Source organism: Lipingzhangella rawalii, assembly GCF_031628175.1.
In the GTDB taxonomy this organism is placed as follows: Bacteria; Actinomycetota; Actinomycetes; order Streptosporangiales; family Streptosporangiaceae; genus Lipingzhangella_A; species Lipingzhangella_A rawalii.
In genome coordinates, this window is sequence record NZ_JAVLVT010000004.1 from 148,451 (window position 1) to 173,036 (window position 24,586).

At 67.7% G+C, this 24,586-nt stretch carries 17 protein-coding genes and 1 CRISPR repeat array (1 of these 18 only partly in view); of the genes, 7 read left to right on the plus strand and 10 right to left on the minus strand.

Annotated features, from left to right (window positions below; all coding sequences use genetic code 11):
* Positions 1-55: 55 nt before the first annotated feature.
* Both katG and RIF23_RS10335 read right to left on the minus strand, forming a co-directional pair.
* Positions 56-2,284 carry a catalase/peroxidase HPI gene (gene katG / locus RIF23_RS10330; RefSeq protein ID WP_310912252.1) on the minus strand — a complete coding sequence of 743 codons (2,229 nt, stop codon included), beginning with the start codon at positions 2,282-2,284 and terminating at the stop codon, positions 56-58.
* 33 nt (positions 2,285-2,317) lie between these two features.
* Complete coding sequence (locus tag RIF23_RS10335) at positions 2,318-2,749, minus strand: Fur family transcriptional regulator (protein ID WP_310912253.1); 432 nt, start codon at positions 2,747-2,749, stop codon at positions 2,318-2,320.
* A 216-nt stretch (positions 2,750-2,965) separates the two neighbouring features.
* Between RIF23_RS10335 and RIF23_RS10340 the strand changes: the two genes are divergently transcribed.
* The gene (locus RIF23_RS10340) at positions 2,966-6,322 is read left to right on the plus strand and encodes an acetyl-CoA carboxylase family protein (RefSeq protein ID WP_310912254.1); all 3,357 of its coding nucleotides are present in this window, start codon (positions 2,966-2,968) and stop codon (positions 6,320-6,322) included.
* A gap of 19 nt (positions 6,323-6,341) precedes the next feature.
* Here RIF23_RS10340 and RIF23_RS10345 read toward each other — a convergent pair whose 3' ends face one another.
* Both RIF23_RS10345 and RIF23_RS10350 read right to left on the minus strand, forming a co-directional pair.
* On the minus strand, positions 6,342-7,694 hold the full coding sequence (locus RIF23_RS10345) for an SAVED domain-containing protein (protein ID WP_310912255.1): 1,353 nt from the start codon (positions 7,692-7,694) through the stop codon (positions 6,342-6,344).
* 129 nt (positions 7,695-7,823) lie between these two features.
* Positions 7,824-8,930, minus strand: a complete 1,107-nt coding sequence (locus RIF23_RS10350) for an SAVED domain-containing protein (RefSeq protein ID WP_310912256.1) — start codon at positions 8,928-8,930, stop codon at positions 7,824-7,826.
* A 1,225-nt stretch (positions 8,931-10,155) separates the two neighbouring features.
* On the opposite strand from RIF23_RS10350, the gene RIF23_RS10355 reads away from it, so the two are divergent.
* Positions 10,156-10,419: a MerR family transcriptional regulator gene (locus RIF23_RS10355; RefSeq protein ID WP_310912394.1), complete on the plus strand. Its 264-nt coding sequence runs from the start codon at positions 10,156-10,158 to the stop codon at positions 10,417-10,419.
* A 285-nt stretch (positions 10,420-10,704) separates the two neighbouring features.
* Here RIF23_RS10355 and RIF23_RS10360 read toward each other — a convergent pair whose 3' ends face one another.
* Positions 10,705-11,970 carry a DEAD/DEAH box helicase gene (locus tag RIF23_RS10360; protein WP_407659448.1) on the minus strand — a complete coding sequence of 422 codons (1,266 nt, stop codon included), beginning with the start codon at positions 11,968-11,970 and terminating at the stop codon, positions 10,705-10,707.
* A gap of 489 nt (positions 11,971-12,459) precedes the next feature.
* Positions 12,460-12,663, minus strand: coding sequence for a cold-shock protein (locus RIF23_RS10365; protein ID WP_310912258.1), 204 nt, complete (start codon positions 12,661-12,663; stop codon positions 12,460-12,462).
* 611 nt (positions 12,664-13,274) lie between these two features.
* On the opposite strand from RIF23_RS10365, the gene RIF23_RS10370 reads away from it, so the two are divergent.
* Positions 13,275-14,921, plus strand: coding sequence for a cation:proton antiporter (locus tag RIF23_RS10370; protein ID WP_310912259.1), 1,647 nt, complete (start codon positions 13,275-13,277; stop codon positions 14,919-14,921).
* Between the two features lie 75 nt (positions 14,922-14,996).
* Here RIF23_RS10370 and RIF23_RS10375 read toward each other — a convergent pair whose 3' ends face one another.
* Positions 14,997-15,683, minus strand: a complete 687-nt coding sequence (locus RIF23_RS10375) for a helix-turn-helix domain-containing protein (protein ID WP_310912260.1) — start codon at positions 15,681-15,683, stop codon at positions 14,997-14,999.
* A gap of 156 nt (positions 15,684-15,839) precedes the next feature.
* Between RIF23_RS10375 and RIF23_RS10380 the strand changes: the two genes are divergently transcribed.
* Complete coding sequence (locus RIF23_RS10380) at positions 15,840-16,349, plus strand: hypothetical protein (protein WP_310912261.1); 510 nt, start codon at positions 15,840-15,842, stop codon at positions 16,347-16,349.
* A gap of 58 nt (positions 16,350-16,407) precedes the next feature.
* On the opposite strand, the gene RIF23_RS10385 is transcribed toward RIF23_RS10380, so the two are convergent.
* Positions 16,408-17,607 (minus strand): MFS transporter, encoded by a 1,200-nt coding sequence (locus tag RIF23_RS10385; protein WP_310912262.1) that lies wholly within the window; start codon positions 17,605-17,607, stop codon positions 16,408-16,410.
* 363 nt (positions 17,608-17,970) lie between these two features.
* Between RIF23_RS10385 and RIF23_RS10390 the strand changes: the two genes are divergently transcribed.
* Positions 17,971-18,261 carry an ArsR/SmtB family transcription factor gene (locus RIF23_RS10390; RefSeq protein ID WP_310912263.1) on the plus strand — a complete coding sequence of 97 codons (291 nt, stop codon included), beginning with the start codon at positions 17,971-17,973 and terminating at the stop codon, positions 18,259-18,261.
* On the plus strand, positions 18,261-18,647 hold the full coding sequence (locus tag RIF23_RS10395) for a VOC family protein (RefSeq protein ID WP_310912395.1): 387 nt from the start codon (positions 18,261-18,263) through the stop codon (positions 18,645-18,647). Before RIF23_RS10390 ends, RIF23_RS10395 begins: the two co-directional genes overlap by 1 nt.
* A 165-nt stretch (positions 18,648-18,812) precedes the next feature.
* Here RIF23_RS10395 and RIF23_RS10400 read toward each other — a convergent pair whose 3' ends face one another.
* Positions 18,813-19,184, minus strand: a complete 372-nt coding sequence (locus tag RIF23_RS10400; RefSeq protein WP_310912264.1) for a DUF1330 domain-containing protein — start codon at positions 19,182-19,184, stop codon at positions 18,813-18,815.
* 1,869 nt (positions 19,185-21,053) lie between these two features.
* On the minus strand, positions 21,054-22,028 hold the full coding sequence (locus tag RIF23_RS10405) for a TolB family protein (RefSeq protein WP_310912265.1): 975 nt from the start codon (positions 22,026-22,028) through the stop codon (positions 21,054-21,056).
* Between the two features lie 164 nt (positions 22,029-22,192).
* Here RIF23_RS10405 and RIF23_RS10410 point away from each other — a divergent pair, with 164 nt between their 5' ends.
* Positions 22,193-23,887, plus strand: a complete 1,695-nt coding sequence (locus RIF23_RS10410) for a bis-aminopropyl spermidine synthase family protein (RefSeq protein ID WP_310912266.1) — start codon at positions 22,193-22,195, stop codon at positions 23,885-23,887.
* Between the two features lie 163 nt (positions 23,888-24,050).
* A CRISPR array of direct repeats spans positions 24,051-24,586; the repeat unit is 29 nt; unit sequence GGGGCCATCCCCGCGTGCGCGGGGAGCAG (it continues 104 nt past the right edge of the window).

A 24,586-nucleotide genomic window follows, 5' to 3' on the forward strand; every position in this document is an offset into this window, starting at 1 on the left:
CCGGGATGGTCGGGCCGGCCCCGCAGGTTGCTTCCCGGACGCCGGGTGGCGTGGCTCAGGTGAGGTCGAACCGGTCCAGGTTCATCACCTTGTCCCACGCGGCGACGAAGTCCCGCACGAACTTCTCCTTGGCGTCGTCGGCCGCGTAGACCTCCGCGACCGCGCGCAGCTCGGAGTTGGAGCCGAAGACCAGGTCGGCGCGGCTGCCGGTCCACAGCAGCTCACCGGTTGCCTCACTGCGGCATTCGAAGGTCTCGGAGGTGTTGTCGGCTGGCTTCCACGTGCTGTCCAGGTCGAGCAGGTTCACGAAGAAGTCGTTGGTGAGCGTGCCCGGACGGTTGGTCAACACGCCCATCGCCGAGTCCTGGAAATTCGCCCCCAGGACGCGCAGCCCGCCGATGAGGACCGTCATCTCCGGGGCGGTTAGCGTGAGCAGGTTCGCCCGGTCGATGAGATGGTACTCGGCCGGAAGGTGGCTGTTCTTGCCGCGGTAGTTCCGGAAGCCGTCCGCGACCGGCTCCAGGTGCGAGAAGGACTCGACGTCGGTCAGCTCCTGCGTGGTGTCGCCACGGCCGGGAGTGAACGGAACCTCGATGTCGTGTCCGGCGGCCTTGGCGGCCTCCTCGACTCCCACGCAGCCGGCCAGTACCACGAGGTCGGCGAAGGACACCCGGACGTTGCCGGTCTGGGCTGCGTTGAAGGACTCCTGGATCCCCTCCAGGGTGCGCAGCACGACGGCGAGCTTCTCGGGTTCGTTGACCTCCCAGCTGGCCTGTGGCTCCAGGCGGATCCGGCCACCGTTGGCACCACCGCGCTTGTCACTGCCGCGGAAGGTGGAGGCGGCTGCCCACGCGGTGGAGACCAGCTGTGCGACGGTCAGTCCGGACTCGCGGATCCGCGACTTCAGGTCCGCGATCTCCGCGGCGCCGACGATGTCGTGCTCCGGGGCGGGGATCGGGTCCTGCCACAGCAGCTCCTCGGAAGGAACCTCCGGGCCGAGGTAGCGCACGGTCGGGCCCATGTCGCGGTGGGTCAGCTTGAACCACGCACGGGCGAAGGCGTCGGCGAACTCCTCCGGGTTGTCCTTGAACCGGCGTGCGATCGGCTCGTAGATCGGGTCGACCTTGAGCGACAGGTCGGTGGTGAGCATCGTCGGAGCGTGCTTCTTCGACGGGTCGTGCGCGTCAGGCACGGTGCCCTCACCTGCACCGTCCTTCGGCTTCCACTGCCAGCCGCCGCCGGGTCCCTGGTACAGCTCCCACTCGTAGCCGAAGAGGTTCTCGAAGAAGCCGTTGCTCCACCGAGTCGGGGTAGAGGTCCAGGTGACCTCCAGCCCGCTGGTGATGGTGTCGGCGCCCTTACCGGTGCCGTAGGTGTTGGTCCAGCCCAGCCCCTGCTCCTCCAGCGGGGCGGCCTCCGGGTCGGCCTTCAGGTAGGAGTCGGGCGCCGCGCCGTGGGTCTTGCCGAAGGTGTGCCCACCGGCGATCAGCGCGACGGTCTCCTCGTCGTTCATCGCCATCCGACCGAAGGTCATGCGGATGTCGTGGGCGGCGGCAGCGGGGTCCGGCCGCCCCTCCGGGCCCTCGGGGTTCACGTAGATGAGGCCCATGTGGGTCGCGCCCAGGGAGCTCTCCATCTCCCGGTCCTCGTTGAGGATGCGCTTATCACTGCCGAGCCAGGTGGTTTCCGAGCCCCAGTACACGTCGTCCTCGGGCTCCCAGACGTCCTCGCGGCCGCCGGCGAAGCCGAAGGTCTTGAAGCCCATCGTCTCCAGGGCCACGTTTCCGGCGAGGATCATCAGGTCGGCCCAGGACAGCTTGCGGCCGTACTTCTGCTTGACGGGCCACAGCAGTCGGCGGGCCTTGTCGAGGTTGACGTTGTCGGGCCAGCTGTTGAGGGGGGCGAAGCGCTGCTGGCCGGCGCTGCCGCCACCGCGGCCGTCGCTGACGCGGTAGGTGCCGGCACTGTGCCAGGCCATCCGGATGATCAGCGGACCGTAGTGTCCGAAGTCGGCCGGCCACCAGTCCTGGGAGGTGGTCAGCACCTCGGCGATGTCCTGCTTGACGGCGGCGAGGTCGAGCTTCTGGAACTCCTCGGCGTAGTTGAAGTCCTCGCCCATCGGATCGGACTCGGAGGGGTTCTTGGCCAGAATCTTGAGGTTGAGACGGTGCGGCCACCAGTAACGGTTGGCCTCGCCCTGGGTGGGGTGTGGGAGCTGCTCGCCGTGGACGACGGGGCAGCCGCCCGAGTTCTCCGCCGTGGCGGCCTCGTGACTGTCAGACATGGACATCCTTTTCGAACAGGGAGAACGTGCGAATCAGTTACGTTGTGCGGTGGAACAGTCGGGGCACAGGCCCCAGTAGACGACCTCGGCCTCGTCGATCGTGAAGCCGTGATCATCGGACGCGGTCAGACACGGGGCATGCCCCACGGCGCAGTCGATGTCGGCGATGGCTTCGCACGATCGACACACGACGTGATGATGGTTGTCTCCGACTCGCGTCTCGTAGCGGGCGACGGATCCCTGCGGTTGGATGCGCCGCACCAGCCCCGCATTGGTGAGTGCCTTCAGCACGTCGTAGACGGCCTGGTGGGACACCGCGCCGAGACTCTCCCGCACGACCCCGAAGATGGACTCCGTGTCGGCGTGCGGATGGTCGTGCACGGCGGACAGCACCGCGATCCGTGGGCTGGTCACCCGCAGCTCGGCCTCGCGAAGCATGCGCTCGTAGTCCGAGGACGTTGGCATGTCTCCAGACTGACTCATTTTCTTGAGTAAGTCAAAATAATGGATGAATCAATGCGCGTGGTTCGTCCCACGTCCAACGGCACACCACCACGTCGCGAAACCCCACACACGTCGGTGCTTCCGGCCGGACCCCGGCCGTCCCAGCCCGCGGGATCCGGCGATACGATCCCCGAAATCCGTGGCGGCCGCGGCTGCCCGATGGAACGGAGGACCGCCATGTCGGACACCCCTCGCACGGTCCTGGTCGCCAACCGGGGCGAGATCGCGCTCCGGGTGTTCCGTGCGGCACAGACCCTCGGTATGACCACGGTCGGGGTTCACTCCCAGGACGATGTCCACGCCCCACACACCCGCCGCTGCGATCAGCTCGTCCCCCTTTCGGGGACCGGCCCCTCCGCATACCTGGATCCCACCGCCATCGTGCGGGCCGCACACGACACCGGCGCGCACGCCGTCCACCCCGGCTACGGTTTCCTGTCCGAAAGCCCCGAACTGGCCGAGTCCTGCCGGGAGGCTGGCCTCACCTTCATCGGTCCCGACAGCGAGACCCTACGTCGATTCGGGAACAAGGCGCAGGCCCGGGCGCTGGCGCGCGAGTACGGGATCCCCGTTCTTCCCGGAACCGAGGGCCCCACCACGCTGGAACAGATACGTGCGTTCGTCGACGCGCAGACGCACCCCGGCTGTCCTCCCCCAGCTGTGGCGATCAAGGCCCTGACCGGTGGTGGGGGCCGGGGCGTCCGGGTAGTGACCACCCCCGAGCGCCTCGCCCACGCCGTCGACGAAGCCCGAGCAGAGGCCGAGGCCGCGTTCGGCACCGATGAACTGTATGTGGAACAGGTGCTGCCCCGTGCCCGACATGTCGAGGTGCAGGTTGTGGGGGACGGCACGGGCGCGGCAAGCCACCTCTGGGACCGGGACTGTAGCGTGCAGCGCCGCAGCCAAAAACTCATCGAGGTGGCGCCAAGCACCGTCCTACCCGCACCGGCCCGCACCCGGATGCTGACGGCGGCGGTCCGCCTCGCCTCAGGCGTGCGGCTGTGCGGCGTGGCAACCGTGGAATTCCTGGCCCTGCCCGACGGCAGTTTCCACTTCCTGGAGGTCAACCCCCGGCTCCAGGTCGAGCACACCGTGACGGAGCAGATCCTGGGACTGGACCTGGTCAGCGCCCAACTCCAGCTCGCCGCGGGTGCGGGCCTGGCCGAGGTGGGGCTGTCCCAGCAGCAGATCGGTGAACCGGCCGGATGCGCGATCCAGATCCGAGTCAACGCCGAAAGCGCCGACGCAACCGGCACCATCCACCCAGCCTCCGGAACGCTGACCCGCTTCGAACCGGCCACAGGCGCGGGCATCCGCGTCGACGCCGCCGCACACACCGGCATGCGACTCAACCCGCGCTTCGACTCCCTGCTGGCAAAAATCGTCGTGCATGACCGCCACGGCCACACCAACGCACATCGGCTCGCACGCCAGGCCCTGGCCGAAACCCACATCGACGGTGTCGACACCAATCTGGCCTTCCAGTCCGTGGTCCTCGACAGCGTCGAACTCGGTGCCTGCGACACCTCCTGGGTGGACCGGAACAGCACACAGCTGTGGGAACACGCCGGGACCATCCAACGGCGCGGCCTCGAACACCCCAATGGCTCGGCAGAACCAAGTTCGCCCGCATCCCCCGGGCCGCACCGCACCGAGCCCAGCAGCGCCACGAGCGCCCCGCAAGACCAGGACGGCGAACGGCAGTTTCAGCGCGCCCCCACCGCCGGCGCGGTCGCCTCCATCGAAGTTTCCCCCGGGCAGACGGTCGCCACGGGCACGGTCCTGGCTCTCGTGGAGGCCATGAAGATGCAGCACCCACTCCCGGCTACCTGCGCGGGCCGGGTCGCGGAGATCCTGGTCCACCAGGGCGCCGTGGTGGACCAGGGAACCCCTGTGGTCGTACTCGATGGACACAGCAACAACGAGGACATCGACGACGCCACAGCCGACGACGTCGACCCCGACCACGTTCGCACAGACCTGGCGAACCTGCGCGAACGTAAGGCCAAGATCCACGACGACTCCCGCCCCGAGGCCGTGGCCAAACGCCACACCCGTGGGATGCGTACCGCGCGGGAGAACATCGCCGACCTGACCGACGGCGGATTGATGGTCGAGTATGGCGGGCTTGCGGTAGCGGCGCAGCGTACGCGCCGCGAGCCCGCCGACCTGGAGGAACGCACCCCGGCGGACGGCATCGTCACCGGCCTGGGGCGCGTCAACGGGGCACAGTTCCCTCCGGAGCGGGCCACCTGCGCGATCCTCGCCTACGACTACACCGTCCTGGCGGGCACCCAGGGCTACTACAGCCATGCCAAGACCGATCGAATCCTGGGCGTGGCCCGGGACCGCCGCCATCCGGTGGTGCTGTTCGCCGAAGGTGGGGGTGGACGCCCGGGCGATACCGACGCCCCCCTGGTGGGCGGACTGAACTACGCCACCTTCACCCGGATGGGCGCGCTGAGTGGAGTGGTGCCGACCGTCGGGATCGCGGCCGGACGCTGCTTCGCCGGAAACGCCGCACTCCTGGGAACCTGCGACGTCGTGATCGCCACCCAGGACGCCACCATCGGGATGGCGGGGCCGGCGATGATCGAGGCCGGCGGGCTCGGCACGTTCACCGCCGACCACATCGGCCCGATCGACACCCAGACCCGCAACGGAGTGGTCGATGTGGCGGTCACCGACGAGGCCGAAGCGGTGGCGACCGCGAAGACGTACCTGGCCTACTTCCAGGGTCCGCTGACCGAATACGAGACACCGGACCAGCGACGGTTGCGGCACGTGGTCCCGGAGAACCGTAAACGCAGCTACGCCATCGACACCGTCCTGGAGGTTCTGTTCGACACCGACTCGGTCCTGGAACTGCGGGCGGGGTTCGGCCGATGTGTACGCACGGCCCTGGCACGTATCGAAGGCAACCCGGTCGGGGTGATCGCCAACGATCCGGCGGTCCTGGGTGGGGCGATCGACGCCGACGGCGCGGACAAGATGGCACGGTTCCTCCAGCTGTGCGACACCTTCGCCCTGCCGGTGGTGTCCCTGTGTGACACACCGGGCTTCATGGTCGGCCCCGAGGTGGAGGAGACGGCCACGGTGCGCCACTTCTCGCGGTTGTTCGTGCGCGGCGGCCACCTGAGCGTTCCCATGGTCACGGTTGTGCTGCGCAAGGCCTACGGTCTGGGAGCCATGGCCATGGCCTGCGGCGGCTTCCACAACACGGTGCTCACCCTCGCCTGGCCCACCGGAGAATTCGGGGGCATGGGCCTGGAGGGGGCAGTGCGCCTCGCCTTCCGGGACGAGCTGGCACGGATCGAGGACCCGGAGGAACGCCGTCAGGCGTTCGACACCATGGTCGCCCACGCCTACGAGCAGGGCAGCGCGGTGAACACCGCGGCGCACCTGGAGATTGACGAGGTCATCGACCCGGAACAAACCCGCGGAGCGATCACCGCCGCATTGCTGGGCCCGGGCGGGCCACCACGGGCGGGCTGGGTGAACTCCCGGCGGGGCGCCGGGGTGGACACCTGGTGACCGACGTTTCTCCCGTGCGTCAGCCCGCCGGGTGCACCTGGACGATGGGGCCGTCCGTGACCCCAGGGTCGAGGGTCATCATCGGCACATACTCTGCGGGCCGATACTCGTAGACAACGGTGCGCAGCGTGTTCAGGTACCGGCCGATCAGCGCGGCCAACGCGGTCGGCCCGTGATAGGCGAGGTGAACCTCCGCCGGCCCGTTCTCGTCCCCGTGCTGGGTAGCGATCGCCTTCAGTCGATTCGCCACCGTCCAGCTCAGGCGGCCCGCCTCGCGTGGATCGAATTGTTCCAGGGGGTCCAACGAGATCCGTACCGCGTGGGTGAAAGGCGGATCGGCCTCGCGGAGCAGGGGCGGGAACGGGGACTGGTCCGGGTTCGGCGCCATGGTCACGAAGACGGCCATCCGCGCCCGGGAGCCTGCCCTGCTGTCGACCGTTTCCGGAACCTCCGCACACACAATGTCGTGGTCATGCGGGTCATCCACTGCCGCCTCGGAACTCCAGATGTGTTGGCGCGGCCCTACGAGCTCCATCCGCCCGATCAGCGTTTCCGGTAGCGCCGCCCCGATGGCAAGGGACACCGACAGGTGTATGCCGCCGCTCAGGCGCACAGTGGTCGCACCCGTCCGCGCCACGGCAGCACTCGTGCGTGGCAGGGTCCGCTGGAGGCGCTCCAGTGCGGCCCGTGGCGGGACTTTCCGTTGCGATTCCGGTGGCTGAAGGTGGATGTGCAGATCCTGCCTATAGGCTTCCGCCAGCACCTGTTCTTCCCGGGTCTGCACGGCGATGGTGAACAGCCGTTCATTGGAGCCTTCGGACTCCGGCACTGGGGGCTCCAGCTGCCGGATGCGGTGCTTGAGGAGTTGGTCCACCATCGTCAGCTGTTGGTCGCCGGACCACGCGTTGTACTGCATGTAGTTCCGCAACACGCCCTGCTCCAGGCCCAGCAGGCGGTCCGGCGCGGCGAGGTCCATCGCTTCCCCGTCCGGGGCCACAGCGTTGGCGACGGCGAAGCCGAAGTTGGGGTTACCGGCCAGCTGCCGAAGTCGCGGAAGCTCCTGCTCCCGGACCGTCGTACTGTGCTCGATGTCGGCGGTAACGATGAGTACGGCACCGGACAAGCCGTTGGTCAGGGCCTGCTCCAGATGTGTCGTGAACGGTCCCGGCGGCAGGTTGACCGTGTCCAGCCACGCCAGGAGCCCGGCACTGCGCAGCAGCCAGGTGATCTCTTCGGCCACACTCCTGCCGTCGGAATGCCGGTAGGAGATGAAGATGGGACCGATGCGGTCGACCACGCCCGACGACGGCGGGCCAGGGCCGACCTGCGGGTCGTGGGGGGTGGTGTCCGGGTTGTCGGTGGGGGTACTCACGTGCGCAGCTCCCGGGAGGGGTGGTCGTGCGGTGCGGCTGAGCGCGTTGCCGGCTCCCACAGGACATTGGGGCCGAGGGGAGGCCACGGGCTCTAGTCCATCAAGGCTGGGCCGTCCGCTGGGGGGTCGTTATTTCCGGACGCGAGGAGTGCTGGGAAAAGGCTCGTAGGATCCGTTATCCGAGTCGAAGGTGAAGGCGGTCCAGCTGTTGTGATTCGCTGTGGCCAGGCGTGCCCCGAGCGCCACCGCGATCGCGACAGGCCCGCTCAGGAAGATCGCGCGCTGTTCGGTGTGGGCTCCCTCCGGCAGGCTGGCCTGCCGCCAGGCATCGCAGATCGTGTCCACGATGCCGGAGAAGGTCTCCTGGTTCTCGGGTAACCACCCCGTCGTCGTTCGGACCAGCACCAACGATCCGAAATCGTACTGCCGGCAGGCCTCCATGACTGGCTCAACGAACTCTTCACCCCGGTTCTGGAGATCCAAGGCGAGGGCCACCCGCCGCGGATCGGCGCCGTCGATCGTGCGCGGCTGCTTGTCCGCCTCCAACGGCAGATCCGAAGGCGCGGCAGCCCCGTGCTGCGGCACACGCAGGGGGACCGCGGGGAAGACGGGGTTCTGGTGATCGCTCGCTTTAACGGAGTGCACCATCACCTCGCGACTATGGGTATATCCCAGCCGTGCTCCGGCCCGGAACCCGGCGTGCAGCGGCATGATCGGCATCAGCTCGACTCGACTGGCTCCCGGACTCAGGTTCTCCATAACCTGTTTCAGGGCGCGTGTATGGCTGACCAGCTGATCGACCAGCAATAGTGCTGTGCGCCGATCCTCCGGGAACACGATTTTTGTCACCGCGACCAACACACATTTTTTGCGCCCGAATTCTCTCGCGTTGGATTCCCGCTGGTCGCCCTCGCCGCTGTCTCGCCATGGATTTGCAACCTGCATCACGACCCCCACGGGCTGGCTGCTCCGGAAACGCCCCCGCAGCCACCAACCCCACAGCCCCACACCGATCCCAGCGGCGAGCAGGGCCAGGGACCACCACCCCCACAACGGATCGCCCGTGACGAACGACTGCACCGCCTCGACCGCGAAGGCGACCGTGAACGCTCCGCCTGTGCCGATCCACAGGTCACCTCGAGTGAAAAGCTCCTTCAGTCCCGCATCGGAGGACGATGATCTACCGGACGGGACAACCTCCACTTTCGGAAATGGATTCTCGCTGGAAACGGTCACCACCACCATTCACTCAGGCGCCAGCACGGTGTCGCCGGGATGCACAGGCTGGGCAGGCGCCCACTGTAGCGCGTATATCCCAAATTCTCGCCAGAAATACGAACAGGGACGCCCGAGGCACTCGGGACCAACACAAGCAATCCCGGAACGCCCGGTGAGCGGGCCATACCGCGATTCGGCCCGCTCCCGGAACCGCGTGCGGTGTGGCCGGGCATGGGCATTCTCGCGGCGGGGGTGGTTATCCCGTAGCCCCTCTGATGCAACCTGCGGCCGAACGGAGGATCCGGTCCCTCCGTTCCATCTCTGGGCAGGTTTTACCCTCCCACCCCGGAGCACCACCGACACCGACGCCTGCCCACATGGCGCACGGGTGCTGCCACCTCGATGACCTGGCCATCGGAGACTCGCTGCCCTGCGGTGCTGCTCGCGCTGCGTTCCGTCTACCTGTACGCGATGCTCACCTGCCGCCGGATCGTCCAGTGGGGCACCCGGGAAGACATCGACATGCCGGTCAGCCCGAATCGATGCCGCCGAGACGACAGCCGTCCGACCCCGGCCCACGACGGACGATGTCCGTGCGTGCGGGATGCGTGCAACACGGACGCCGCCGCACCCCGCGACGTCGCCGCCACGCCTACACCCCTGTTCACTTCTCTCATGCCTCTGAGAGAAATTCTTTGCTGGCGAGCATAGACATTGGGCCCTGAACCCACTAGCATTCAAAACGTAGCCGGATGAGAGCGCAGCTCAGCGGCCCACATGCACAGTGCGGCGGGCCGTGTCGTCCGGGCCAGCAAACGCTGCGCGGGGCTGGTGGTGAACCGGTCACGTGCAGAGCGTGGCTACCCAGGAGCCGACCCTCGGGTCGAGGTTCGGAACAGCGGTGGCCACGAGGCAGACAGTGGCGCGAGTGAAAGGAGTTGGGCCAGACCTCATCGGAGTGCCCGTCGGCCACGGAAGTGCGCGGAGCCCCACGGGCAGCACGCTGCCACTACGAAGGAGGTGGTCTTCGGTTACGCATTCGCTGAACCATGCATCCACACCTCGTCAGGGGTGCTTGTAGACGCAGTGGACCGGTGACACACCGGTAGACAGATACGAAGTCAGCCCAATTCCAGGACCTCGGCGGCCCCGCCGGGGTCCTCGATCCGTGGAAGGTGTAGTGGACTCAGAACCACAGAGCATTGACAGCAAGTTCGAGGACGAGGACTATCCGGCCTACAGCATGGGTCGTGCGGCAGAAATGCTCGGCACGACCCCGAATTTTCTTCGGAGTCTGGACAAGGCGGAGCTGATCGTTCCCCTGCGGTCAGCGGGTGGACACCGCCGCTACTCCCGCTATCAACTCCGCATCGCCGCGCGGGTGCGGGAACTCGTCGACTCCGGGACCCCTCTGGAAGCTGCCTGCCGCATCATTGTCCTCGAAGACCAGCTGGACGAAGCCCAGCGCATCAATGAGGAACTCCGCGGGGAGCGCGACGCCGAGTAGCCGGCTACACCCCCCGGCTCACCCCTGGGCAATGCCGGACACCCCGCCACCTGCGATCGCCTCCCCCGAACCGCGAGGCGCGGCCATCGATCTGGCGAACCGGTCAGTGGCCTGCCCGCGCTCCACGCATCCGACCTGCGCCGAGGCACGGTCTCACGAAGGTGAGCCTTGGGTCTGTCTCGGAGGGGCCGCCCCGCCGGGCTGCCGACTGTGATCCGGCACCCCGGCGAAAGCGTGGACCGTGCGGGAGAGCCCCAACCCGCCCACGCTGGTGCACTGCGGGTGCTATGCGGTGCTTCCCATCGGGTTGCGCCGCGAACGTCCCGACCGGCCGCGCCGTGGGCGGGAGTTGCCGTTGCCGCTGCGGGTGGAACGCTGCTCGCTGACGGAGGCGATGGTGACCGGCGTACCCGATGGCTCCTGCGCACCGGTGATCCGGTTCAGCTCGGTCCGGTCGGCTCCGACGTGACTCACCTCTGGGGTAACCCCGGCGGTGTCCAGGAGGCGGCCCATCTGCCGGCTCTGATTGGGCTGGACCAGGGTGACCACCCGCCCGGAGGCCCCGGCCCGTGCGGTGCGTCCGCCCCGGTGTAGGTAGTCCTTGTGATCCTGGGGTGGGTCGACGTTGACCACGAGATCCAGATTGGCGATGTCGATGCCACGCGCCGCGACGTTGGTGGCCACCAGGGTGTTCACGTGTCCACTCTTGAACTGGTCCAATGTGCGTGTGCGCTGCGGCTGGGTCTTTCCACCGTGCAGGGCCGCCGCCCGAACTCCGCTCTGCAAGAGGTGCCGGGTCAGGTTGTCGACCGCGTGCTTGGTGTCCAGGAACATGATCACTCGGCCGTCGCGGGCCGCGATCTCCGTGGTTGTGGTGCGCTTGTCGTCCGCACGCACGTGCACGAGATGATGCTCCATCGCCGTGACCGAACCGGCCGAGGGGTCCACGGAATGGACCACCGGGTCACGGAGGTAGCGTCGCACCAGGCGGTCGACGTTGCGGTCCAGAGTGGCCGAGAACAGCATACGCTGCCCGTCGGGCTGGGTCTGGTCGAGCAGATGGGTGACCTGCGGCATGAAACCCATGTCGGTCATCTGGTCGGCCTCGTCCAGGACCGCGATCTCCACCTGGTCCAGGTGGCAGTCGCCCCGCTCCAGGAGGTCGGTGAGACGTCCGGGCGTTGCGACGACGACTTCGGCGCCCCGACGTACCGCGCTGGCCTGGCGGCCGATCGACATGCCGCCAACTACGGTGGCCATCCGCAGCTGTACCGCCCGGGCGTAGGGCGTGAGAGCCTCGGTGACCTGCTGCGCCAGCTCCCGGGTGGGGACCAGGACGATGGACAGCGGCTCCCGTGCGGCCGCAGTTCGGCCCACGAGACGGCTGAGCATGGCCAGCCCGAACGCGAGGGTCTTTCCGGATCCGGTGCGGCCCCGGCCCAGGACATCCCGTCCCGCCAGCGCGTTGGGAAGCGTCGCGGCCTGGATCGGGAACGGCGTTTCCATTCCGAGGCTGACCAGTTGCTTCCGCAGCGCGGCCGGGAGCTCCATGTCGGCGAAACTCTCGACAGCCGGTAGTGGCGGGGTCTCGGTTACCGGAAGCGCGAATTCGGTGCTCGGTCGCGCGGAGGTCCGGCCACGGTCGGACCGGGCGCCGGAGGTCGCCCCCGGGGTCCGCGAACGAGACCTGGATCCGGGGCCCGCGGAACGAGCAGAGCTGGAACGATTACGATTACTAGCGGCTCGATTCACGAACGGCCTTTCTTTGAAACTTACGGACACGACCCACCCAAAAAATTCACCAAACAGGGGGAGTCAGCACAAAAGCGCGGGTGGGTACGTTCCGACTACCAAAGACATCCCGGCCGCGGGGCAAGCGCCCCGACACTCTTCTTCGACGCCAGATCCAGATCATTCCGGACAGCGGTGCGAATACCGCGCACGAGTCACGTGCCGAGTTCTACGGAAATACCCTAAACAGCGAACAAGCTGTGGCCCGCACCCACAGGTGCGGGCCACAGCTTGTCAGAATCGTCAGTGTCAGACAGTGACGATGTTCTCAGCTTGCAGGCCCTTCTGGCCCTGCGTCACATCAAAGTGCACCTTCTGGCCTTCGAACAGCTCACGGAACCCGGTAGCATTGATGTTCGAGAAGTGAGCGAAGACGTCAGCTCCGCCGTCCTCCTGCTCGATGAAGCCGAATCCCTTGTCCGAGTTGAACCATTTCACGGTGCCAGCAGCCAAAACACTATCTCCTTCAGGACGGTACCCGGAGAACACACTGCGCGAACTCCGGAGCTGCCGTAATGATTACCCCGTCCGGAAGAACCGAAATACACAAAGCGCTCTTCAGTGAGAGCACCTGAAGTCTTTGGGAACCACAACTGCAACTGCTTGCCAGCGTAGCACGCCAACGAACGCTGTCAACGCAATCACCACCCGAAGCCGTGTCACCACACAAACTCTTCACACTTTCCTTATCAATATCTGATGTGGCCGCATCAGGTTTTTTATGCTCCCGGGAGCGTCTGGCCACGGTTCCACCGGGGCGGGCACACCCCCACCCCACGTGCTCCGGGCCGGTGGCCACGGGGCTACGCGTGGTCAGCGGGCCAAAGCACGGCATCCCTGTGCCCCGGACGGGACCCTGGCACGCTCCCCTGCCGAACCGAACCTCGCTTCCCGAAACTGGTGACGAACACCACGGCCGCGGCGGCCGCAGCGCTGCTCCACCACTGTCGGCACGGTGGCAGTGCGACCATGCCGCGCGACGACCGGCGGCGAGGCATCCTGCCCCGGAGTGGTCATCCCGGTTACCGTGAAGATCTCGGCCAGCACCCGAAGCGCGGGGAAGTATGGACGCACACGAACTGCCGGCCATCGCCACCGTGCTCGCCATCGCGGCGGGCGTGGGAATGGTGGCGACCTGGCTCCGTCAGCCACTGATCGTCGCGTTTATCGGCGTGGGCATCGTGGCCGGGCCCGTGGGAGCCGGCTGGGTTGAGGCCGGCGGCGTTATCGAGCTCCTCGCCGAATTCGGTATCGCGATCCTGCTATTTCTGGTGGGCCTTCGGCTGGATGTCCATCTGATTCGCAGCACGGGGCCGGTCGCGTTGGCCACGGGCCTGGGCCAGGTCCTGTTCACCTCGGCGATCGGGTACCTGATCGCCATCGCCCTGGGGATGGACACCGTCACCGCGATCTACGTTGCGGTCGCGCTCACGTTCTCGTCCACGATCATTATCGTGAAGCTGTTGTCCGATAAGCGGGAGCTGGAACAGCTCCACGGACGTATCGCGGTGGGATTCCTCATCGTTCAGGACATCGTCGTGGTGCTCGTCATGATCGGCCTGACGGCTTTCGGACAGCCCACCGAGGGTGCCCTGCCCCGTGACATCGCGACGGTGTTGGCTAAAGGCGTGGCGCTGCTCGCCGGTATCGGCCTGCTGATGCGTTACGCATTACCGTGGCTCATCCGCCACATCGCCCGTTCCCAAGAGCTGTTGGTGCTGTTCGGGGTGGCCTACGCCGTTGCGGTGGCCGCGTTCAGCGACTGGATGGGCTTCAGTTCCGAGGTCGGGGCTTTCCTTGCGGGTATCTCACTGGCCACCACCAGCTACCGGGACGCTCTCGGGGCACGCCTGGTCAGCCTGCGCGACTTCCTACTGCTGTTCTTCTTCCTCCAGCTGGGCGCGCAACTGGAGTTCACCGACGCCGCCCAGCAGATCACCGAGGCCCTGATCTTCTCGGTGTTCGTACTCGTCGGGAATCCACTGATCGTCATCGTGATCATGGCTCTGATGCGCTACCCGGTGCGCGTCGGCTTCCTGGCGGGACTTACCGTGGCCCAGATCTCGGAGTTCTCGCTCATCCTCGCCGCTCTCGGACTCAGCCTGGGGCATATCACCAACGCGACGGTCAGCCTGATCACTGTGGTGGGCCTCATCACCATCGGCACCTCCACCTACCTGATCCTGTACTCCCACCAGATCTATACCTGGATCCGGCCCTGGCTCGCCCGCGTGGAGCGGTCCGGCCCACTGAAGTCGGACTCGGCAGATCCCGAACAGCCCGTCGATGTCATCGTCTACGGTCTGGGTCGGTTCGGTGGACACCTGGTTGACCGGCTTGGCTCCGCGGGCTATCGAATCCTGGCCGTGGACTTCGACCCGCACAGTGTCGCGGAGAACGACCGGGAGAACGTCACCGCTGTGTTCGGTAGCGCCGAGGACGAGAACTTCCTGGAAACACTGCCGCTGTCCCAGGCACACTGCGTGATCAGCACAGTTCCGTTCCTGGAAACCAACAACACCCTGCTTCATGCCCTCCGGCACCACGACTATCAGGGCGCCGTCGCGCTGACTGCACACACGGTGCGCGACGCCGAGCAGCTGCGCCGGACCGACGCGGACCTGGTGCTGGACCCGTTTGCCTTCGCCGCCGCGGATACGGTTACCCAACTGGACGCGCTCCTCGCCGACCGGGGCCCGCCCGCGAACTGAGGTTCGGCGTCGTACCGGCCCAGCGCTGGCCCCGGAGGACCATGTGCCGTACCCACCAATCCGCGACTCTGCCGGCTATTGCGGCTCACCGGAGACGATGCGGCGCCCGGTCAACTGGGTCGGTGTCACGACCACGTGCGCCCCAGGTGCCGCCCCCACCCAGGGACGAATGTTCACCGACGCCAGGTCGTCCCGCTCGGCCGGATCTCCCACGACTCGCGCATCCCCCTTGATCAATACACTCCACCCCTGGCTGAACACACCGTGCAACCGGTCGGCCTGGAAACTGACCCGGGCGGGCAGCGCCGCGGCGATGAAACCATCCACGGCAGTACGGAACACAATCTCGTTGTCCACCACGGCGTAGTTCACCGGCAGCACCTCCGGGGAGTCGCCCTCCGCCACCATGAAGGCGACACGCCCCACTCCGCCGGGTCGCATCAGGTCCATACAAGTCTCCGGACTCAGTAGTTCGACGGCGGGGGCCTTCAGGTAGGTGCTGGCGTGACCTGGGGGCCGGTCCGTTTCCGTACCCAGCAATTCCCCAACGGTCGTATTCAACGCCAAGGCGAGCCGGGCCAGCGCCTGTTGGCTCAGGTTCGGGGGGTTGTGCTCCAGATAGCTCACGTATTCCGGGGCCATACCGGCGCGCTGTGCGACGTCGTCCACGGACAGTCGGAGCTCGGCCCGACGGTGGGCCACCCGCCGGCTCAAGTCGCCGGTATAGCGCCCCCGTCCCCGTGTTCCTGCTGCATTGTCCATGATGCTCCCCTCCCCCGGGCGGTCTGTGGGAACCACTGTGCTGGTTCTGCGAGCCGGCACCCATCCCCCGAAGGTCCGGGAGCGTAGGGCCGTTGGTCCCCACGGTCACCGGCTCACCCACACGCATTCCGAACTACTCCGACCCTGACACCACCGGTGCGGTACCTCTTCCCCTCCACCGGTCGATGGGTACGGCTCGTCCAGCCAGCGTCGGTCGCGGCGACCCGTGCACTGGCCGAGAACGGCCTGCATCTCTCGAACTACTGCCGGCGGCTGGACCCAGCGGAAGCCGTGATCAACGCCGGGGTACAGACCGCGGGCGGTGTGTTGCCGCTCGGTTTCGATTCGGCCGACCGCCCCGTGCGGCCGTGGATGGGATGCGCCGTGGAACTGTGTCACGATCACGGCGGACAGCTCCCCACCGGGCCGCGCTATACCGGAGGCGCATCCGACGAGGGTGAGCACAGCGCCGCGGACACCTGGCGCTCGACGTTTCGACGGATGCCCTACCAGTGCGATGTGCTGGCTGCCCGTTCCATGATGGTTGAGACCTTCGAGACGGCCTGCACCTGGGACCGGTTGACGCAGCTACGCGCGGCGGTGACCAGCGCGAAGGCGGCTCTGCACCCCGTGACCCCGGGGCTGTTTGCGGACGATGGTCGGTAACGGCGGTACACGGCCACGCGATCGCAGCGGACCTCTCCGTCGAAGAGATCCGCACGGCTCAGGCCGGAAGGTGCGCGGGGGAGGTCGCGGGAGGTGCGGTCTGCGCAGGACGCACACCGCGCCGCTCCACCAGGCCGGAGTACAGGGCCACGATCAGCCCCAGTACGGCCAGCCCTGCGCCCAGGAGGCTGGGCGCGGTCAGCCCGAATCCGGCGGCGATCACCACCCCGCCGAGCCAGGCCCCCAGGGCGTTGGCGAAGTTCAGTGCGGAGTGGTTCAGGGCGGCGGCCAGGGAGGGGGCATCGTGGGCGGTGTTCATCAGTCGCATCTGGAGTGCGGGTACCAGCGAGCTTCCGGCCACCCCGGTTAGGAACACCAATGCCACGGCAAACCACGGATAGGTCAGCAGGGCCGCCAGAGCGAGCAGCACCACGGCGATCATGGTCAGCGCACCGTAGATCGTGGGCAGCAGCGCCCGGTCGGCGGCCCAACCACCCACCAGCATGCCCACGGTCATTCCGACCCCGTAGATGGCCAGCACCACCGGAACCACGGCCTCGGCCAGTCCGGTGATCTCGGTCAGCATCGGGGATATGTAGCTGTAGCTGGCAAACATGCCGCCGAAACCAACCGCCCCCACCAGCAGGGCCAGCCATACCTGGCCACGCCGGAGTGCCCCCAGCTCCTGCACGGCGGAGGCGCCGGGCTGTGCGGGCTGGCGTGGCACCAGCAGCGCCACCACGGCCAGGGAAACCAACCCCATGAGCGCGATGAACACGAAGGTGGTGCGCCAGCCCAACGCCTGGGCAGCCCAGGTTCCCGCTGGAACCCCGACAATGTTGGCGACCGTCAGTCCGGCCATGACCAAGGAGACGGCCTGCGCCCGCCGGTGGGGGGCAACGAGCGCTGCGGCCACCACAGCACCCACTCCGAAGAAGGTGCCATGGGGCAGTGCGGTGATCACCCGGGCGGCGATGAGGAACTCGAAGGTGGGGGCCAGCGCGGTGGCCAGGTTTCCGAGGGTGAACAGGGCGAGCAGTGCGAGCAGGAGGATCTTGCGGTCCAGCCGGGCGCCGAGTGCGGTCAACAGGGGGGCGCCCACGACCACACCGACGGCGTAACTGGAGATGATGTAGCCGGCGGCGGGGATGGAGACGCCGAAGCCGGCGGCGACATCCGGCAGGATGCCCATCGCGACGAACTCGGTGGTTCCCACCCCGAATGCACCTGCGGCCAGCGCCAACAGCGCGAGTGGCACAGTTTCCCTCCCCTCGTGCGGGCTGCACGGCCCCCGTCCGGGACACCGCGACCTCACGACTGCTCACCAACAGCGCGACGGGGCCGCATGTTTCGGGTCGCCGGCAAATACGAGATGACTCACACTGAACCGTCACCGGGCACGCTCGGCACCCTGCGCCGGGCCGATGCGGTGTGCGGTTCACCGGCGAGGCGAGCTCCCCGCATCGGCCTTTCCGACCCCATGGTCGGGGACGATCCCAAGCTGCCAGAGCCACCGCAGTCTCGCCCTGGTGAATCGGGGCGCGGGGCATCCCGCTTCATGATGACCTCTGTCGGCTCCTGACCATTGATATGCAAGTGGATACTTGCATATCATCGTGCTGTGGACGCAGACCTGTTCAAGGCACTCGGTGATGCGACACGGCGCACCATCCTGGATGAGCTGACCGAGCGGGACGGTCAGACGCTGTTCGAGATCTGCGGCCGACTGGCCATGAAGCACGGCCTGGAAACCTCGCGCCAGGCCATCTCGCAGCACCTTGCGATGCTCGAGGATGCCGGGCTGGTCCACACCCGACGCCAGGGCCGGTACAAGCTCCACCATGTCGACACGAGCCCGCTGCGCTCCATCGTCGAGCGGTGGCCCATCGATCGAGAGGAACCGAACCCGTGATCCGGATCAACCTCACCAGCGTGCTCGTCGACGACCAGGAGAAGGCACTCACCTTCTACACGGAGAAGCTCGGATTTCGGAAGAAGAACGACGTCCCCGCCGGCGGGGCCCGCTGGCTCACCGTGGTCTCCCCCGCCGATCCGGACGGCGTGGAGCTCCTGCTGGAACCGGACGGGCATCCGGCCGCGCCTCCGTTCAAACAGGCACTGGTCGCCGACGGCATTCCGTTCACCCAGTTCGCCGTCGACGACGTCCACGCCGAGGTCGAGCGTCTCAAGAATCTGGGTGTCGAATTCACCCAGGAGGCGACCGATCTGGGCCCGGTGGTCACCGCCGTCCTCGACGACACCTGTGGCAATCTGATCCAGCTCGCCGCCATGAAGTAACGATCGTCCGGACCATGCCTGCGTGGTGCTCTGACCGGCGTGTTCCCGCGGCGGTGCTGGAGCACCGGCCGGCTTGCCGAAACCGTTCCGGAGCGGCGATGGTCCAGCCACGCACCGAAGGCGGCCCGGTGGCGCCGCGGAGGGAGGTCGCGGCACCACCGGCGTTCAGCGGGCGAAGCTCCAGGGAACGGTCGGCTGGAGCACGGCCTCGCTCAGGGCCTGGGTGCGCAGCTCGGTGATCTCCTGGTACTCGGGGTCGGCGATCATGCGGCGAAACGCCTCACGATTGGGGTAGCGCACCAGCAGCACCGCATCCCAGGCCTGACCCTCCTCTGCGACCAAGGGGGAACCGCCTTCCCCCGCGTAGAGCACCTCACCGCCGTATCGTTCCACGAAGCGTTTGGCGTGCCTGCTGTACTCCGCATACGACGACCGCCCCTCCGGAGCGAAACGCAATAGGTTGAGCATGACGATGGGGCCGTCCGGCACCTCGTCCAACACCCGGTCGACATCGGCGCCTGTGGGATCGACTGCCATGGGGCCTCCTAGCTGGCCACGCGGAATCTGTGGCGCATGCCACATCGAGGACGCCAGAAGTCTAGACTGCGCACCCCATCTCTGCATACCGACTGGTCGGTAGCATAATCGACAGTCTTCCGACAGCAGAAAAGTGCGCGCATGATCACCGAAGCGGGAACGGACACACCGCCCCGCCAACATGCGGACGGGAACCTGGGACTGGGCGAGCCCCAGGCTCGAGGACACTCCCGATCACCACATCCACACACGGTGCCGCACAGGTGTCGCGAATCGGACTATCAGCACCGCGCGCGGCAGCACAGACGCCGCACCGTTCACCCTTCGCTGCTACCCCGTCCGTCGACGGCAGCGAAACGGATATGGCCCCGCGCATCAGCGTTACGGCTTGCGCAGGACCCCGCCGTACTCGTAGATGCGCTGGCGGCGCTCCGCGGCCCCCACATAGGGCTACGCCACCCCCGACACTGACCTGCATAAACGAGGTTGTGTGAGTTCTGTGAGTTCTGCGTGAGGAGTGGGGCAGCTCGGGACCGATCTGTCCAGGGGGTCGGGGTCTCGCTGAGGCGAGACGGTATCGAGAATCGAGGCTTCGCCCGACCTCCGCGATCCCGGAGTGCGGAGCCATCAGCGAGTGGACGCGGGTTGGACGCCCCGGCGTGGTGGTAGAGGTCACCGGGTGTCCAACCCAGGTTGGACACCGGTTTGGACACCGGTCTGGACTGAGGGTTGGACAGGGTTTGGACACCAAGCTGAACGAGGGGTCGCACCGAGTGTGGAGCGTGGAGCATCGATGCAGGCATGCGGGATTCAGCCCGTACACACCTCTCCAGCATTGACGCTGTGACCAGCTACGACTCGTTCACGTTCACCTCAAAGACGTATATGGGCATATGCCTCCTCCAAAAGGATTCACTCGCGGGCGACAAAATTAGGCCGTCTGTGTCGATCTCACGAGTTCTGTTTCGTGGAATCGGAGTCCAGTGACCGGTTCCGCTGCCACGGCCGGCGTCACAGACACCCGGCGCCAGTCGGAGCAACACTGAGCGGCCCCATGGCTCGCTCCCCAGAGTTCCGGTGGCCCCCTGCAACCCTGAACCAACACCACGGAGCGTCTGGTCACCGCCAGACAGTGACGCTCCCTGCCCCAGCCCGCTGTCCCAGGGCAATGAAGCACCCATCGCAGGGGATGCCAGCCACGCTGTCCCAGCCTGGGACACGCAGGTCACAACCTGGGACAGACACTGGGACACCCCTGGGACAGAAGCTGGGACACCGGGGGTCTGTCCCAGGCATGTCCCAGGCTGGGACAGACCCCGCTGGGACACCCGCGTTAATCACTGTGCGTAGCAACGACTTCGTTGATCAACCGTCGTCCCCCGGGGGATGGAACCCGTCGTCCCCCGGGGGACGACGGGTTCCATAGTTGCAGTTCTAGTTGCAGTTCCCAGGGGTTCGCCAGAGTTCCAGAGAGTCCGTTTCCGCTGTTCAAACGGGGTAACCCCTCGTCGGAAGATACCGAGATGGGTCCTCGTAATGCGTAGGTCAGGGGTTCGACTCCCCTAGGCGGCTCTCCGCTGACCAGGGCGTTCCCGTGATTCGGGGGCGCCCTGGTTCATGTTTGGTTGCAATTCTGGTTGCAGTTCCAGTTGCAGTTCTCGTTGCAGTTGGTTCCCGTCGGAGGGCCTGCTCCTGGCTGCCTCCGACCACCGCCGGGGGATGGTCGCTGCGGGTGACCACGGTCGGACACTGTCTCCCGGATGGGTCCGCTCGGGCCCAGACCCGGCGGTGGCCAGGGCACCCGCGCGAGGGCGCCCTGGTGTTTCCCTGTGGTTACCGGCGCGGCGGCCATGGTCCGCTGCTGTGTGCTCAGGCGGTCCAGTCCAGGTCCGGGGTTTCGTACCCGGGCAGCTCCAGCAGCAGCTCCGGCTCTCCGGGATCCGCCGGGTCACTGACATCGAGCGTGTAGATCCCGTTGCCGTCGGCGAGCTGCGCGGCAACCGCCAGGTGGGTGCCGTCCGGCGACCAGGTTGGGTTCCACACGCCACCGTGCTCCCGCAGGACCTCGTGTGCCTCGCCGCTGTCGGGGTCCCGGATCCACAGGCGCACGGTGTCGCCGTGCATGTTCTGCGTGCGGTAGGCAATCTGGTCACCGTGTGGGTTCCACTCCGGACCGGTGATCTCCCAGTCCTGGGTGAAGAACAGTTCGGCGTGCTCACTGCCATCCGGGCGCACCAGGCGCATACTCCACACGTTGTGCAGGCCCTCGTCCCGCGTGTAGACGATCCAGTCGTTCTCCGGCGCCCAGTCCGGGTAGTACCCCTGCTCGGTGATCTGGGTGGCGGCGCCACCGTCGGCATCGCTGACGTAGATCCCGTGCTCCGCCGGCGGATTCTGGTGCGCGTAGTCCTCGTAGGCGATCTGGCGCCCGTCCGGGGACCAGGTCGGGTAGCGCTTCCCGGTCCCGGGGTCGGTGACCTCCGTAACGCTGCCGGCGGCGTCGACACGGAACAGGCTGCTCGGGGAGCCACGGTCGGACTGGAACAGGATCTGTCCACCGTCCGGGTGCCAGGCCGGCTGGGCGTCCCGATGGTCGCCCTCGGTCCAGGCGGTCGGCGCGTCGTCTCCCGGGGAGACGGCGTAGAGGTTGGGCGCGGTGTCCCCGTCGAGCTGGGCGTCAAAGACGATCTCGCCGGCTGTGGGGGGTGCTGCGGCCTCGGCGTGGGCCGCGCCCGCGGCCAGGGTGGACAGGCCCACAGCGGTGGCGGCCGCGAGCGCCGCCCCTGCGGTGACGCGCCGACCCGTGGTTGCTGCGGTTCCGGTGTGCATTGGTGTGGACGTCATGGGTTCACCTCGGTGAAACGGTCGGTGGCTCGCGCCGGCGGCGCGAGCACTGTTCGTAACCGTTCGACTCCGAATACTGAGCCCGGGTTTACTGCGTGACCGACAGAGGCCATGCAGTAAACTCCGCTGGTCGGTGCGGCGTCGTCTAATGGGAGAGTGCGGGCATGGGCGCGGAGGAGCAGGCGGCGCGGACCGATCCACGGGCCGCGGTGCGCACCCACCTGGCGTCCTCCGGTCCGCTGCGGGTCCCGCTGCGGCGGCTGGTGCGGCACCTCGCGGAGGCCTCGGAGCCACTGCCGTTGGCCCAACTGGTGCGCAGCTCGGGCCTGTCACGGCGCACTGTGGAGACATTCCTGGCCGTGCTGGGCACCGACCTCGTGCGGGAGGAGTCGGGGCTGGCGCTACGCCCCGACGTCGCCCCCGAGTACCGGGACCTGGCCGGCACTCCCGCCACCGAGCTGGACGCCGCACAGCTGGCCACCCCGGACGCCGCGCTGGATCCACAGCTGCTGGAGCAGATGGACGCGCTGGTGTCGGCCGCTCCCCCGCCCGTGGCGGCGCTGGACCATGTTCCGGCCACCGCCCACACGGTGTTGCGGCGTGCCCTGTGGCTGGCGGCCAGCTACGAGCTGACCGGACGACGGATCCTGCTGGTGGGCGACCATGACCTGACCTCCCTGGCGCTGATGCTGGTGTGCCCCGAAGTCGAGGCCACGGTGGTGGATGTGGACGAGCGGTTGTTGACGTTCGTGGCCGAGCAGGCGCACGCCCGGGGGGCACGCGTCCGGTGCCTCGCCGCCGACCTACGGCACGGACTCCCGCCGGCGGCCACGGGCTGGGCTGACCTGGCCGTGACCGATCCGCCGTACACACCGGAGGGCCTGCGCCTGTTCTGCATCCGCGGCTTGGCGGGGCTGCGGGACCGTACCCACGGGCGCCTGGTCGTGGCCTACGGGTTCGGTGAACACCAGCCCAGCCTGGGGCTTCAGGGGCAGCGGGCGATGCAGCAGCTGCATCTGGCGTTCGCCGCGATCCTGCCCGGGTTCAACCGCTACCACGGGGCCCAGGCCACCGGCAGTGCCAGCGACCTGTACGTGTGCCAGCCCACTCCACAGACGTGGAAGGCACTAGACCGCGCAGCCCCGCCCGAAACCCACATCTACACGCACGGCCGGCAGTCGCTGGAGGGGGAGCGCGACCCGGTACCCCCGGAAACCGTGACCGCCGTGTGGGAGGCCGCGGACGTTGCGGCCGAAGCGAGCACACTGGTGGTCGGCTCGGGCCTCGCGGACACCGCTGCGCCGGGGGTGCGGCACGTGCGGCTGGACACGGTGCTGACCTCCGGGGTTCCGCGCGGGGCGCGGGCGGATGTGGCGCTCGGCAACCTGGCCGGCGACCCCGGGGGCTGGCTACTGCGGGTGCTGCTGGCGCTGCGGGTGGAACGGCTGGTTGCGCTGGTGCCGGCCGACCACCCCGATCTTGCCGGTGGTTCCCTCCACCCGGACGTGGCGGCGCTGCTCGCCCCGCTGTACACAGTGGACTCGCCGCGGGCCGCCGGCTCCGGGTACGCGCTGCTGCGGGCCCGGCGGACGGATCCCGACCGGCTCTCCCCGCACCAGCGCCTGCTGCGGCGGGTCCTGGAGCGCCCGCACGGCACGGTGGCCACCGTGTGGCGTGAAGCGCTGATCGCACTCGCCGAGGATCTGGGGTTGGGGCGGCTCACCAAGAACGAGGCCCGGGCGAGAATCCGGGCGCTGAACCCCGCGCCCGAGCTGCTGGAGGCGCGCCTGGTGGACCTGCCTCGGCAGCGCATGAGTGCACTGGTGGAGCTGGTCTCCCGCTCCGCGGACGCTCCCTGACTGCTGCACGGCATGATTCTTCCTGGAGGGTCTCGTGTCGGGGGGTGGGGGCGGGCGTGGATCAGCAGAGCGTGGCGGAATACCGCTACCGGACGGTGTGTGAGGTTCCGGGTGGGTAGCCGATCGGGGAGGTCGCAGCGCACTACGGCTCCCCGCGCACCCCGGGGCCATCCCCGCGTGCGCGGGGAGCAGCATTCATCGACGGGTTCATGCTGGGGCTGAATAGGGCCATCCCCGCGTGCGCGGGGAGCAGCCCGGATGACACCCAGGACCCGAGTGAGCCCTGGGGCCATCCCCGCGTGCGCGGGGAGCAGGTCCGGGTTGCCACCCTCAAAGTAGAGACCCGGGGGCCATCCCCGCGTGCGCGGGGAGCAGCAATGGGGGGTTCGTGTTCATCACGCGGGGGTGGGGGCCATCCCCGCGTGCGCGGGGAGCAGGGGTCGGGCGCGGGGTCATCCAGGGGGTGGTGGGGGCCATCCCCGAGTGCGCGGGGAGCAGCCAGGGACTGCTGGGCGAGCTGCCGAGGGCGCGGGGCCATCCCCGCGTGCGCGGGGAGCAGCCACATCTGACCAGAAGGTGGCCTGGGCAGGTGGGGCCATCCCCGCGTGCGCGGGGAGCAGACACCCTCGCCGCCGTACAGCAGGGGGTCAGCGGGGCCATCCCCGCGTGCGCGGGGAGCAGCACTACACACGACACAAT

What these genes read in the sequence shown, in the direction of transcription:
- katG (WP_310912252.1), bottom strand. Translation starts at nt 2,284, where the DNA reads ATGTCTGACAGTCACGAGGCCGCCACGGCGGAGAACTCGGGCGGCTGC.
- RIF23_RS10335 (WP_310912253.1), bottom strand. Translation starts at nt 2,749, where the DNA reads ATGCCAACGTCCTCGGACTACGAGCGCATGCTTCGCGAGGCCGAGCTG.
- RIF23_RS10340 (WP_310912254.1), top strand. Translation starts at nt 2,966, where the DNA reads ATGTCGGACACCCCTCGCACGGTCCTGGTCGCCAACCGGGGCGAGATC.
- RIF23_RS10355 (WP_310912394.1), top strand. Translation starts at nt 10,156, where the DNA reads ATGGGTCGTGCGGCAGAAATGCTCGGCACGACCCCGAATTTTCTTCGG.
- RIF23_RS10360 (WP_407659448.1), bottom strand. Translation starts at nt 11,970, where the DNA reads ATGGAGCTCCCGGCCGCGCTGCGGAAGCAACTGGTCAGCCTCGGAATG.
- RIF23_RS10370 (WP_310912259.1), top strand. Translation starts at nt 13,275, where the DNA reads ATGGACGCACACGAACTGCCGGCCATCGCCACCGTGCTCGCCATCGCG.
- RIF23_RS10375 (WP_310912260.1), bottom strand. Translation starts at nt 15,683, where the DNA reads ATGGACAATGCAGCAGGAACACGGGGACGGGGGCGCTATACCGGCGAC.
- RIF23_RS10400 (WP_310912264.1), bottom strand. Translation starts at nt 19,184, where the DNA reads ATGGCAGTCGATCCCACAGGCGCCGATGTCGACCGGGTGTTGGACGAG.
- RIF23_RS10405 (WP_310912265.1), bottom strand. Translation starts at nt 22,028, where the DNA reads ATGACGTCCACACCAATGCACACCGGAACCGCAGCAACCACGGGTCGG.
- RIF23_RS10410 (WP_310912266.1), top strand. Translation starts at nt 22,193, where the DNA reads ATGGGCGCGGAGGAGCAGGCGGCGCGGACCGATCCACGGGCCGCGGTG.